We start from the raw sequence: 13,106 nt of genomic DNA on the forward strand, positions 1-13,106 counted from the left end.
AAAAATGGGTTAAATTAAATTTAACCCATTTTGTCTCTTATATTTTGAGATATTAGTCTTCTTTTGTAAGCTCTTCCACACTTGTGTTGAAATCGCCTTGCTCATAAGTCTCTTCAGCATCCTCTTCAACAGCTGGTGCATCTTCAGCTGGCTCTTCAGCTTCCACTGCATCCTTGGCGCTTAGGCTGATTTTCTTGTCAGCTTCATTGATCTCAGTTATCTTAACAGTCACCTTATCGCCAACCTTAAGAACATCTGAAGGCTTCTCAACGTGATCCTTTGATATTTGTGAAACGTGTAGCAGTCCGTCAACACCTTTAATGACCCTTACAAAGGCACCAAAGTCAAGAATATTGACCACTTCGCCATCTATGACATCTCCAACCTTATATTCCTTAAGGAATACTTCCCAAGGCTCTTCTGTTGTCTGCTTAAGACCCAGTGAAATTCTGTTCTTCTCCTTATCAAAGGCAAGAACCCTAACTTCAACATTGTCGCCTTCCTTCAATACCTCTGAAGGGTGCTTAACTCTAAACCAAGCAAGATCTGATATGTGAATAAGCCCGTCAATTCCGCCAAGGTCAACAAATGCACCAAAATCAGTAAGTCTTTGTACAACACCTGTCAGCATTTTGCCCTCTTCTATAGTCTCCCAAAGCTCTGCTCTCTGCTTTTCAACCTCTACCTTTTCAACAGCTTTTCTTGAAAGGATCATTCTTCTTTTTTGAATATCGAAATCTATTATTTTCGCACTAAGAGTTTGTCCCTTGAACTGGTTTAAGTCTGATACATAATTCATTGAAATCTGTGATGCAGGCATAAAACCGTTTACTCCCTGAACCAGTACTGTAAGTCCACCCTTAACTGCATTAAGAACCTTAACCTCAAGGATTTCTTCGTTTTTATAGGACTCTTCCAGAACTTCCCAATCTTTTATAAAGTCAACTCTTTTTGCTGAAAGTACGACATTACCCTCACCATCATCAAGTTTCATTACATATACGTCGATTTCATCTCCCACTTTAAAAAGGTCTTTTGGATCTGCATCCTGCTCTTTTGAAATCTCGCTTCTGTCGATGATTCCATCACTCTTGTAGTTGATGTTTACCATTACTTCGTTGTTTGTTACATAAAGCACTGTCCCCTTAAGAACGTCACCTCTGTTGATCCTTTTAAAGGAACTCTCAATCGCTTCCATCATTTCATCTTTGTTATAATTCTCCATTACCTTAACAGCCTCCTTAATTATCCAATCAGGTGTTGAAGCACCTGCGGTTATACCTATTGTATTAAAATTTTGTAGCTTTTGTAAAGCTAATTCTTCAATAGTTTCTATATGAAACACATTTTTGCAGTGTCTACTGCTTATTTCAGCCAATTTAATCGTATTGGAGCTGTGTTTTCCACCAATAACAATCATTGCATCAGCTTTTCTGGCCACTTCTTCGGCAGCTTCCTGTCTAAGCTTTGTAGCATTGCAGATTGTGTTGAATAAAATTGTCTCATTTGATTTTCCCTCAACAATCTTACTAAGCTCCAGAAACTTATCAAGTCTGTTTGTAGTCTGTGATACAACACAGGACTTTTCCATTTCCGGCAATTCAGTCGCTTCCTCTGAGGTATTGACAATGTAGGCCTTGTTTTCACACCAACCATTTATTCCAATCACTTCAGGATGATCCTTGTCTCCTATGATAACTATGTTGTAGCCTTTGGAATTGTAGTCTTGGACCTTTTTGTGAACAGCCACTACATAGGGGCAAGTACAATCAACAAGGTGCAATCCAGACTCCTCAATCTCATTGATGATATTCTCAGGTACGCCATGAGATCTGACAATTATTCTTCCATCATTTATATCTTCAAATCCATCGACTGTCTGGAGTCCTTTATCTTCAAGTGCTTTTACAGCCTGTGGATTGTGAATCAACGGCCCGTAGGAGTAAACTCTGCTTTCAGCCCTTGACAATTCATCCTCAGTCATCCTGACTGCTCTGTCAACGCCGAAACAGAATCCTGCGTTTTCAGCCAATATAATCTCCAACTTCTAGCCTCCCAACTTGTATATCTTTGCCAGTATTTCCTGGCTTATATTGCTATAATCTTCATTGCCCAGCCGGCCTGTATATTTCTTGTGATATGCAATAGGTTCACCGATAACGATATCAAGCCTACTGAACAGTTTATAACTACCCTCGATGTAAACCGGCAAAACGGGTGCCTGTGATTTCATTGCCAATAAGGCCACGCCTGCCTTTGCATTTTCCGGGTTGTATTCCTTAACCCTTGTTCCTTCAGGGAAGATTCCTAATACCTTCTCAGATTTCAAAATTCTTAATGCAGTCTTTACAGCTGATAAGTCTGCGACCTGTCTGTCTACTGGAAATACACCCAACCAATTGAGCGGAACTTTAAGAAATTTGTTTTGGAAGAGCTCCTTCTTCCCCATCCAGGATATTTTTCTTGGAAACATGGCAGCCAGAATCAAAGGATCCCAATTGCTTCTGTGATTTGAGCAAAGTACAAGTCTGCCATCACCTGGAATGTTTTGTTTGCCTTCAACCTTTATTCTAAATGTGATGTTGAAGACAACAAAGGCTATAGCCTTTACCAATGAATAAAACAATCCTATTTTCCCCCCTTTACCAGGTTGATAATCAGGTCAACAGTTTCTTCAATGCTGAGGTCGGTTGTGTCCACGAGGATTGAATCCTCTGTCCTGGTTAAAGGAGATTCTTCTCTGGTACTGTCAATTTCATCACGTCTTCTAATGTCCTCAATGATACCCTCAAGAGTGATGCTATCGACACCTTTGTCTATCAGTTCCAGATACCTTCTTCTACCTCTTTCCTCAACCGAGGCCGTGACAAAAAACTTGTAATCTGCATCAGGCAGAACGACAGTTGTTATATCCCGGCCATCCATTACCACTGATTTTCTTGATGCCATTTCCTGCTGAAGTGAAACCATTCTCTCCCTTACTTCCTTGCTGCTTGCAATGTAAGAGACATTATCGCTTATGCGATGGTCTCTGATTTCATCATCCACCAGCTTGTTATCAAGATAGATATGATTATTGGAAAAACTTATATCAGTGGAATCAAGAAGAGAATTTACCTCATCCTGATTCTTTGGATCGAGATTGTTTTGCAGCACCTTAAGGGTGTAAGCTCTGTACATGGCTCCTGTATCAATATATTCGAAATTCAATTCATTTGCCACAATTTTAGCTACTGTGCTTTTGCCGGCACCAGCAGGTCCATCGATTGCTATTGAGTAATTTCTGGTCATAATCTGCCCTCCGAAAAAAAGAATAACCACCCATTGGTGGTTTGCATTCAGTAGTGTTTCAGGCCAAAGACTATTGACATCTCCTGGGATTCAATCCCAAAAGCAGGCTCGGTCCGGATGTATTGTAGCAGAAAAAATCATGCTGATAACCTTATCTGTTTTAGATGGTTTCCGTCTTCAATCTTCCTCTTGATCCTCGGTTTAAAAACCATGGATTCATATCTACAGTAATAGCCCTCGTATAATACTACAGTTTCACAAACTCTCCTATATAATTATATAATAAACACGTAACATAAACAAGCTATTTATACATTAATTCCAGCCAAATATCCAGTTGAATACGCTATTTGAAGATTGTATCCTCCCGTTAGTGCATCTACATCGATTATCTCACCTGCAAAGAACAATCCAGGTATGATTTTCGACTCCATTGTTGATGGGTTTATCTCTTTGACGTTTATTCCTCCTGAAGTTACAATTCCTTCCTCTATGGGTCTGAATCCTTTGAAACTTAGAGGGAAGCTCTTTAGTGCATTTACTAGTTTATCTCTTTCCTCCTTTGTAATCTGATGCACAACCTTGTCTGGATAAATTCCAGAAGCCTCTATTACCCATGGTATGAGCCTTTGAGGTAAAAGTTCATTTAAGGCATTCTTCAGCTGTTTGTTGCTGAATTGTGCAAAGTCTCTTACAATTCTGGAATCCAGTTTCTCCTGGTCCAAAGCGGGCTTAAGATCAAGGGTTAGTCTAAGATTTGATTTTATACCGTTCACATAATTGCTCATTGACAGTACAATAGGTCCCGAAATTCCGTAGTGGGTGAATACCATCTCTCCAAATTCACTGTGAATCTGCTTCTTTCCAGAATAGGCTGTCAAACTAACATTTCTAAGTGATAAGCCCATCAGTTCATTCACCCAGACATCATTAAGTTCGATTGGTACAAGACTAGGTCTCAGGTCAGTAACCGTATGACCCAATGATTTGGCAAAGGAATATCCATCCCCTGTAGATCCGGTAGCAGGATAGCTCCTGCCTCCAGTTGTAACAATCAATTTATCACATTTAAACTCCCCACCATCCCTAATGAATAGCGTAAAGCTCTCCCCGTCATATTTAATATGGGAAACATCTGAATTAAGTCTTATGCCAACTCCAGATTGATCAAGATACTTCTTGAATGCCTTGATGACATCACTGGATTTATCACTCTCCGGAAACACCCTATTTCCTCTTTCCACCTTTGTTTTTAAGCCGTACTTGTTTAAAAGGTCAATAATAGCATTATTATCAAAGGTATATAGGCTGCTGTATAGAAAATTTCTATTTGTTACCACATTATCAAAAAACTCTTCAATAGGTGCTGAGTTTGTGATGTTGCATCTGCCCTTCCCAGTTATAAAAAGCTTTTTTCCCAGCTGATTGTTCTTTTCAAATAATGTAACAGTGTGTCCCTTTTCTGCTGCAGCCCCAGCTGCCAATATTCCTGCCGGTCCTCCACCTATTACTCCAACGTTAAAATTCATTAAATCCTCTCCTTAGATCTACTCTCTACTAGATAATAACACAAAGTATAAAAATTTTCTTATCATTTATGATAATATTTACTATGATATATTATTCTTCCCTTTATATATTACATAAAAAAATCCGTTGCGTTTTACCACAACGGATCCAAAATAATTAAAATTTCTTTCCTATATGCTATTTTCATCGTAGATGCTATATTTTTTCCAAACATGCTCCAGCTCCTCAAAGTATGGAGTAATATCCTCCTTCTTCTCACTTCCAAGGGCTATTATAAAGGCATTTATCAAGCTCATGGGAGCCACAAGTGAATCCACAAAGGAAAGCATGTCACTCCTTGCAATTATTGTTATGTCCGACTTGTCGGATGCAGGTGAAATAAGGCTATCAGTAAAGCTTACGATCCTGCAACCCTTGCTCTTCGTATATTCAAGTGCCTCCAATGTCCGTTTGGAATACCTTGGATATGTAAGGCATATTACTATGTCTTCCTTGTCAACCTTTGCCAGCTGTTCGAAAATGTCATTTGCTCCTGGCTGAACCAGCCTGACGTTCTCAAATATGAAATTCATGTAGAATGCCATATATCCTGAAAGGAAGGATGAACTTCTCAAACCCATTATATAAATGTTCTTTGCCTTTAAGGTCATTTCAACAGCATTGTAAAACTTATCGAAATCAACCTCAGACAAAGTTTTTCTAAGGTTCTCAACGTCCTTTTCCATGACCTTGGCGATTGAGTGCTCGTTTTTGGAATAATCCTCAGAAAGGTTAAGCCTTTGAACAGTGGTCAGCTTATTTCTTATAAGCTCCTGAAGCTCCCTCTGCAACTCCTTGTATCCTGAATACCCAAGGGCGTTGGCAAACCTTACAACGGTTGATTCGCTTATATTCAAATTTTTGCCGAGACTGGCTGCTGTCATGAAGGCTGCCTTATCATATTGATTTATCATATACTCGGCAATGATCTTCTGGCCCTTGCTAAGTCTTGAATAATTGTCCTGGATATTCCTGATTACATTCGGATTCGAAACCATTCGGCAACAACCTTTCTACTTGACTAATTCGTATCCCTCTTTAAGGGCTGCTTTGTTCAACTCTTCAGTTCCCTTGGGAACCCTTGAAAGAACAGCTTTTTGAAGTGATTCCTGGGAAACTATTTCTGTTATGCTATGGATCGCTCCCAGGGCAACAATGTTTGCAACCATTGGCTTGCCCAGCTTCTCTGAAGCGGTTGATAGAATGGGAATCCTATATACATCTATGTCTTCCCTCTCTGGACTTTCAACTGATTCGTCTATGACAAGTATTCCTCCCGGCTTAAGTGACCCAAGATACTTGTCGCATGAAAGCTGAGTCAATGATAAGAGCAGGTCACAATTTTCAACCTTTGGAAATGATATCTCTTCCTCACTTATAATTACTTCAGCCTTGCTTGCTCCACCTCTTGCCTCAGGGCCGTATGACTGTGATTGAAGGGCGTTTTTACCATCCAGTATCGCTGCTTCAGCCAGTATTATTCCCCCAGTAATTAGTCCCTGTCCACCAGATCCTGAAAATCTCAATTCCCAACGTTTCATATTAGCCCTCCTTCCTAAGTGATGCGATCAGTTTATCATATTGTTCAGTATACTCTGGTCTCTCGATACTATGAAGCTCTCCTATGACAAACTTTCCTTCCTTCTTCTCTTCCGGCAGCTTATCCCAGGCTACCTTGTTGATGGCATTTTCCTTCAGATAGGTTGTCATATCAACTGCACTTCCCTTTCTGTTCTTTCTGCCGTAGTAGGTTGGGCATGTTGACATGGCTTCTATAAATGAGAATCCCTTGTTCTGGATTCCTGCAATAATATTCTTTTCAAGCTGATTTGCAGCAAATATCGTTCCTCTTGCAACGTATGAAGCACCAGCAGCAGTTGCTAGATTGCACAGGTCAAAGTTTGGATCAACGCTTCCATAGGGAGCGGTTGTACCCTTGTCACCTGTAGGTGTTGTCGGTGAGAATTGTCCTCCAGTCATCCCGTAGGTGTTGTTATTGAAAACAATAGTCGTTATGTCAATATTTCTTCTGCATGCATGGATAAGGTGGTTCCCTCCAATCGCAGATGAGTCCCCATCGCCTGTTACAACAATCACCTTCAATTCAGGATTTGCCATCTTGACCCCAGTAGCAAATGCCAAGGCTCTACCATGTGTTGTGTGAAGTGTGTTGAAATCAAGATATCCAGGTGCTCTGGAAGAACAGCCTATGCCTGATACCACACATACCTTGTCCTTATCAAGGCCAAGTGAATCAACAGCCTTAACCAAGGCTCTGGTAACAATACCATTTCCGCATCCAGGACACCAAATATGAGGTAAGTTTTGAGTTCTAAAATAATTCTTAACTAATTCACTAGGCATTTTGATCCTCCTTCACAACTGCAACTATTTCTTCAGGAGTGATTATTTCTCCATTGATTTTTCCATACTTGTTAACCTGTACATGCTTGCCAGCAATCCTGTCAACCTCGAGGAAGTACTGTCCAGCATTTAGTTCAACAACAAATATCTTCTTCATCCTCTTGCCAAGCTCCAACAGCTGCTCCTCAGGTGATGGCCAGATGGTAATTGGTCTGAACAATCCAACCTTGTAGCCTTGGCTTCTTAGGGTATCAACAGCTGTCTTGGAAGATCTGGCTATTGATCCGAAGGAAACTATTGCAATCTCAGCATCATCCAGCAAATATTCCTCATAGGTTACTATATCGTCCTTGTTTCCTTCAATCTTATCTATCAGTCTGTTAAGTAATTTGTCTGCAACAAGTTCATTTCCTGATGGGAACCCTGTCTCATCGTGTACTAGACCTGTCACATGATATCTGTAGCCCTGTCCGAAAGCAGCCATTTCTGGAACAATGTCCCCTTCCTTGACCTTAAAGGCCTTGTACTCTGATGGATCACATGTGGGTTTCTTCCTGTCAATGATCTCAACGTCATCGTTTTCAGGTATCTCAATTTTCTCCCTCATATGACCGATTATTTCATCCAATAACAGTATTACAGGTGTTCTATATTTTTCAGCCAGATTGAACGCTCTAATGGTTGTATAGTATATTTCCTTTACTGAAGATGGATAAAGTGTGATTATTGAGTGGTCACCATGAGTTCCCCAGCGTGATTGCATTATGTCACCCTGAGCAGGTGAGGTTGGAAGACCTGTGCTTGGGCCGCTTCTCTGAACGTTCACTATTACACATGGTGTTTCAGTTATGATACCATAGCCTATATTTTCCTGCTTAAGGCTAAATCCTGGGCCTGATGTTGCGGTCATAGACTTTAGCCCTGTAAGTGAACCTCCCAAAGCTGCAGCAATTCCACCGATCTCATCTTCCATCTGTATGAATTTTCCTCCCACTTTAGGCAATGCCTCAGCTGAAAGCTCAGCTATTTCAGTTGAAGGTGTGATAGGATAACCAGCATAAAACTTCATTCCCGCCTTGAGTGCTCCGGCGACGCAGGCTTCATTTCCCTGCATTAATTTTACAGTCATCTTTATTCCTCCCTTAAGTAAATTGCATAATACGGTAACAATTTTTTCCTTCTTATCTGGCATCGTTTTCCCTCCTAAAGGTAACTTGTTCACTTACCCAAAAAATATCGATCAGGTAACTTGATTTCTTACCTAAATAATAACAAAGTATACCTGGTTTTGCAAGATTTATTTCATTATTTACCCATATTGAATGGTTTTTGCAAGTTTGCTTTCAAACGATTGAATATATGGACATTGGTCAACAATATTTCCCCAGAAAAATATCGAAACTGGGACAAAAAAACAAGCCCTGAGGCTTGTTTCTGAATCACCTTATTCTATTAACCTATACAGGATGGGTTTGGTTCTCCTGATCAAGTAAATCTGTCTCAATTTTATACTTAGCAGCAAGTCTTTGCTTGAAGAATGGAATGGCAACCTGAGGGAATAATGCATAGCTTAGTACATCCTCATCCTGCTCAAGATATTCCTTGATCTCATTTCTGTAATTTTCCAGCTGTGGTTCCAGCATATCAGCAGGTCTTCCTTCAAATACCTGGTCATCCCCTATGATCTTCTTCCTTATTTCGTCTGATATGGGTGCTGGAGGTCTTCCGTAAAGTCCCTTGACATAGTTCTTGGTTTCTGTAGGAACCATTTTGTACCTTTCTCCTGTAATTACATTGAACAGCGCCGTAGTTCCAACCATTTGGCTCATTGGTGTCACCAGTGGCGGATAGCCAAGCTCTTCCCTTACCCTTGGAATCTCCTTCAAAACTTCATCATACAGGTCTTCCTTCCCCTGAGCCTTCAGCTGGGATACAAGATTTGAAAGCATTCCGCCTGGAACCTGGTACTTAAGTGTGTTGACATCTACATTAAGCACCTTGGCATCAAGAAGGCCCGCCTTCATATACTTGTCTCTCAGGCCCTTGAAGTACTCTGATACCTCAAGAAGCATATCAAAATCAATGTCTGGATAGTACTCGGTACCCTCCAGGGAAGCGATCATTGGTTCTGTAGCAGGTTGACTTGTTCCGTTCCCCAGAGGAGATATTGCAGTGTCAACAATATCCGCACCAGCCTCAATGGCCTTCATATAGGTCTGGTTTGCAATTCCGCTTGTAAAGTGTGAGTGAACCTCAATTGGTACATCTACAGCTGATTTTAGGTCCTTTACAAGGTCATAGGCAACATATGGCAAAAGGATACCTGACATGTCCTTGATACAGATGGAATCCACACCCATATTCACCATATCCTTGGCAAGGTTGACATAGTACTCATTGTTGTGAACAGGGCTCACCGTATAGGAGATTGCCCCCTGCGCATGTCCTCCGTACTTCTTGACAGCCTTGATTGAGGTCTCAAGATTCCTCAGATCATTCAAGGCGTCAAAGATCCTAACAATATCTATTCCATTCTCAATTGCCTTCTTTACAAACTCCTCAACAACATCATCCGGATAATGCTTGTAACCCAAGATATTCTGTCCCCTTAAGAGCATCTGAAGCTTGGTGTTCTTGAATGCCTTTCTAAGGACTCTCAATCTCTCCCAAGGATCCTCATTAAGAAATCTAAGACATGAGTCAAATGTAGCTCCTCCCCATACCTCCAATGCGTGATATCCAACCTTATCCAGCTTCTCAGCTATGGGAATCATGTCCTCTGTACTCATTCTCGTTGCAATAAGAGACTGATGAGCGTCCCTTAAAGCTGTCTCCATAAACTTTACCTTTGCCATGTTCTACCTCCTCTGACTTCCAACCCAATTGTAATTGGGGGATCGTTTTTCTGATTTATAAATGAAAATTCAAACACGTTGTAGCTGTTTTGAGGAAGACCTTCAAAATATTTCTTCACTGACCTGTACTCCTCAAGTCCTCCCTGGTGTCCTCTGTATGCCGTTACCAATATTATAGCACCGTGCTTCATTATCTTTAAAGCCTTTTCCACACTACTTATGGTAGTGTGGGATTCTGTTTTTATGGGCTTGTCACCTCCAGGCAGATACCCTAAATTGTAGATAAGAAAATCAACCTCACCAGGAATATGGATGTCAATGTTCTCATGGGTATCTTGAATCAGCTTAACTCTTCCCTGCAAGCCTTCACCGGTTAATAGGTCTCTGGTCCTTAAAATAGCGTCATCCTGGACATCAAAGGAATATACTTCTCCCTCTTCACCCACCAAGTTTGCCAGCCTACAGGTATCATACCCATTGCCTGCTGTTGCATCAACACAAACATTCCCCTTGGCGACAAATCTTTCCATGAGAATTTTATTAAACTGTGAGGCATTATTCAACCTGTCGCTCATGTTGACCTCCCATACAGCAGGAGCATCCTCCTGAAAACAGTTCCTTAAGGTCACAGAAATATTCACCCTGGTCAATTGAAAAACCGATCTTTTCAAGATACTCATTTTCAACCTTGGAATAGACCATATTGAAGCCGTTCAGCTCAAGCTTGTTAAGAAGGGACCTTACCATGGCATTTCCCAAATTCTGACCTCTGTACTCCTTGTCGATAAATACAAATTGGATGTATGCCTTACCATCCTCCAGCACAATTTGGGTTGTACCAAAAAGCTTCCCATCGTCAAATGCACCAAAAAACAGGCCCTTTGGACTGAATTTTTCCCATATGCTGTTTTTGTTGAGAAAATTCTTTATCATATCAATATCTGATACATCCTTGAAGCTAAGCATATTTTCACCTCTCCACCTAAAATATAAGAATACTGTCAGAGCCGTCTCGACTCCTACAGAGATTTTATATAATCCAGCTCTTCTTCATTCAGATATCTCCAATTACCTGGTTCAAGTCCGCCCAGTTCGATTTCACCAAAGGATATTCTCTTTAGCTTCTTCACAGGATGGTTGATCTTTTCGCACATCTTCTTTACCTGTCTGTTACGGCCTTCATATATCTGTATATCCAAAATTGAGTCTTCGTCAAAGTTCTTGAGAATCTTAACCTTTGCAGGTGCAGTCATTCTCCCTTCAAGCCGGATCCCCTTCCTGAATCTTTCCAGCTCTCCTTTGTTTGGGACTCCTTCCACAATTGCAATATACCTTTTATATACCATTTTGCTGGGATGTGTGAGCTTAAATGCCAGTTCACCGTCATTGGTCAAAAGAACCAATCCACTTGTATCCGCATCAAGCCTCCCTACTGGGTATATCCTTTCCTCGACCTCTTCAATCAGATCGGTTACCACGGCTCTACCCTTTTCATCCTTGACACTGGTTACAATTCCAACTGGCTTGTTAAGCACTATATAGACCTTGTTGCTTTCAGGCTTGACGTTCATCCCGTCCACCTTGACCCTATCCTTGCCAGGTACTACAGTAATCCCCATCTCGGTTACTACCTTGCCATTGACCTGAACCTTGCCTGCCTTAATAAGCTCCTCTGAAGCCCTTCTGGAGGCCACTCCACTCATTGCCATATACTTCTGTAGTCTAACACTCTTATCCTTCATCATAAACTCCTCTATTCCTCTTCTTCTATAGTAAAATCCTCCACCGGTGGTAATTCATCAAGTGATTCAAGTCCAAAATATCTCAGAAACTCATCAGTGGTTCCGTACAGATTTGGTCTTCCCGGTTTGTCAAGCTTCCCTGCTTCCTTAACTAGTCTCCTGCCAATGAGCGTTTCAAGGCTCCTGTCACTTTTTACTCCCCTTATATGGTCTATGTCGGCTTTTGTTACAGGCTGCTTGTAGGCAACTATTGACAGTGTTTCCAAGGCTGCATTTGACAGTGACCTTGTATTCCTTCCCTGTACAACCTGCTTAATCCATTCGTGATGATCGGGTCTAGTACCCAGCTGAAATGACTTGTTGAATCTGATGATGCGAATTCCACGACGATTATAGTCAAATTCATCCTTCATTTCCAGCAACAGGGAATGGACCTCTTTGGTTGGCAAATCCAGGACCTTTGCGATTTCACTGCTCTCAATTGGCTCACCAAAGGTAAAAAGCAAGCCCTCAATTATAGATTTTATTTCCCGATTGTCCATAAATCAAATACCTCGCTTCTCAATAATAAGATCAGAAAAGCTGCCATCCTGTCTTACTGATATAAACCTGGTTCTCATAAGCTCCAAAAGGGATAGGAAATAGGCTATTATCCTTGACCTGGAAGCTTGGGTGGAAATTATGTCGCTAAACCTTATGCTGTCCCGGGCATTGACCTTGCTTTCAATATCCCTGGTACATTCCTCAAGGCTCACCTCTTCCCTTCTGATTTCAAAGAAATTTCCCTGTGGATTGTTGTACCGGTGACGCTGCAGGATATTTTCCAAGGTTTCCACAAGGTCCTTAAGCTCCACAGCACTAAGTTCCTGGAAAGGATCCCTGAAGTCGCTTACACCCTCCTGGGGTTTATAGTAAACCTTGCTGTAAACCTCCTCTGAGGCTTTCAGATTTTCTGAAATCTCCTTGTAAAGCTTGTATTCCATCAGCCGTTTTACAAGCTCCTCTCTTGGATCCACCTGGACCTCCTCGCCGTCCACAATAACCGTTTCATTTGGTAGAAGCAACTTTGACTTTATTTCAAGAAGTGTGGATGCCATTATTATAAAGTCACTGGCAACCTCAAGGTTCATGTCCTCCCACTTCTTCAACTGGTCAATAAACTGCTCCGTGACAGTGTTTATAGGTATGTCATAGATGTCTATTTCGTTTTTATCAATAAGATTCAAGAGCAGGTCCAGTGGACCTTCAAAAACCTCAACACTTACATTATAGCTCATGGCATGCT

The 13,106-nt window shown here is 41.2% G+C and carries 14 protein-coding genes; all 14 read right to left on the reverse strand.

Going from position 1 to position 13,106, the window contains the following annotated elements:
- Window positions 1-52: 52 nt before the first annotated feature.
- The 14 genes from ACKVDP_RS03995 to ACKVDP_RS04060 all read right to left on the reverse strand — a co-directional run bounded on the left by ACKVDP_RS03995 (window position 53) and on the right by ACKVDP_RS04060 (window position 13,098).
- On the reverse strand, window positions 53-2,044 hold the full coding sequence (locus tag ACKVDP_RS03995) for a bifunctional 4-hydroxy-3-methylbut-2-enyl diphosphate reductase/30S ribosomal protein S1 (protein WP_409227514.1): 1,992 nt from the start codon (window positions 2,042-2,044) through the stop codon (window positions 53-55).
- 3 nt (window positions 2,045-2,047) lie between these two features.
- Window positions 2,048-2,626, reverse strand: a complete 579-nt coding sequence (locus ACKVDP_RS04000; RefSeq protein WP_409227515.1) for a lysophospholipid acyltransferase family protein — start codon at window positions 2,624-2,626, stop codon at window positions 2,048-2,050.
- Window positions 2,627-2,628: 2 nt separating this feature from the next.
- Window positions 2,629-3,291, reverse strand: coding sequence for a (d)CMP kinase (cmk, locus tag ACKVDP_RS04005; protein ID WP_409227516.1), 663 nt, complete (start codon window positions 3,289-3,291; stop codon window positions 2,629-2,631).
- A 308-nt stretch (window positions 3,292-3,599) separates the two neighbouring features.
- The gene (locus ACKVDP_RS04010; RefSeq protein WP_409227517.1) at window positions 3,600-4,820 is read right to left on the reverse strand and encodes a BaiN/RdsA family NAD(P)/FAD-dependent oxidoreductase; all 1,221 of its coding nucleotides are present in this window, start codon (window positions 4,818-4,820) and stop codon (window positions 3,600-3,602) included.
- A 171-nt stretch (window positions 4,821-4,991) separates the two neighbouring features.
- On the reverse strand, window positions 4,992-5,858 hold the full coding sequence (locus ACKVDP_RS04015; RefSeq protein WP_409227518.1) for a MurR/RpiR family transcriptional regulator: 867 nt from the start codon (window positions 5,856-5,858) through the stop codon (window positions 4,992-4,994).
- A gap of 15 nt (window positions 5,859-5,873) precedes the next feature.
- Window positions 5,874-6,401, reverse strand: a complete 528-nt coding sequence (locus ACKVDP_RS04020) for a 2-oxoacid:acceptor oxidoreductase family protein (RefSeq protein ID WP_409227519.1) — start codon at window positions 6,399-6,401, stop codon at window positions 5,874-5,876.
- A 1-nt stretch (window position 6,402) separates the two neighbouring features.
- Window positions 6,403-7,224 (reverse strand): 2-oxoacid:ferredoxin oxidoreductase subunit beta, encoded by an 822-nt coding sequence (locus ACKVDP_RS04025; protein WP_409227520.1) that lies wholly within the window; start codon window positions 7,222-7,224, stop codon window positions 6,403-6,405.
- Window positions 7,217-8,416 (reverse strand): 2-oxoacid:acceptor oxidoreductase subunit alpha, encoded by a 1,200-nt coding sequence (locus ACKVDP_RS04030; RefSeq protein ID WP_409227521.1) that lies wholly within the window; start codon window positions 8,414-8,416, stop codon window positions 7,217-7,219. Before ACKVDP_RS04030 ends, ACKVDP_RS04025 begins: the two co-directional genes overlap by 8 nt.
- A 265-nt stretch (window positions 8,417-8,681) precedes the next feature.
- Window positions 8,682-10,079, reverse strand: coding sequence for an oxaloacetate decarboxylase subunit alpha (locus ACKVDP_RS04035; RefSeq protein WP_409227522.1), 1,398 nt, complete (start codon window positions 10,077-10,079; stop codon window positions 8,682-8,684).
- Window positions 10,067-10,654, reverse strand: coding sequence for a tRNA (mnm(5)s(2)U34)-methyltransferase (locus ACKVDP_RS04040; protein ID WP_409227523.1), 588 nt, complete (start codon window positions 10,652-10,654; stop codon window positions 10,067-10,069). Before ACKVDP_RS04040 ends, ACKVDP_RS04035 begins: the two co-directional genes overlap by 13 nt.
- Window positions 10,635-11,045 carry a GNAT family N-acetyltransferase gene (locus ACKVDP_RS04045; RefSeq protein WP_409227524.1) on the reverse strand — a complete coding sequence of 137 codons (411 nt, stop codon included), beginning with the start codon at window positions 11,043-11,045 and terminating at the stop codon, window positions 10,635-10,637. Before ACKVDP_RS04045 ends, ACKVDP_RS04040 begins: the two co-directional genes overlap by 20 nt.
- 53 nt (window positions 11,046-11,098) lie before the next feature.
- Window positions 11,099-11,821, reverse strand: a complete 723-nt coding sequence (locus ACKVDP_RS04050; protein ID WP_409227525.1) for a pseudouridine synthase — start codon at window positions 11,819-11,821, stop codon at window positions 11,099-11,101.
- Window positions 11,822-11,832: 11 nt separating this feature from the next.
- Complete coding sequence (scpB, locus tag ACKVDP_RS04055; protein ID WP_409227526.1) at window positions 11,833-12,363, reverse strand: SMC-Scp complex subunit ScpB; 531 nt, start codon at window positions 12,361-12,363, stop codon at window positions 11,833-11,835.
- Window positions 12,364-12,366: 3 nt separating this feature from the next.
- Entirely contained in the window at window positions 12,367-13,098 is a 732-nt protein-coding gene (locus tag ACKVDP_RS04060) for a segregation and condensation protein A (protein WP_409227527.1), read from the reverse strand.
- Between the last annotated feature and the right edge of the window lie 8 nt (window positions 13,099-13,106).

The sequence above is a fragment of the Gudongella ferriphila genome, assembly GCF_046224405.1.
GTDB lineage: Bacteria > Bacillota > Clostridia > Tissierellales > Tissierellaceae > Gudongella.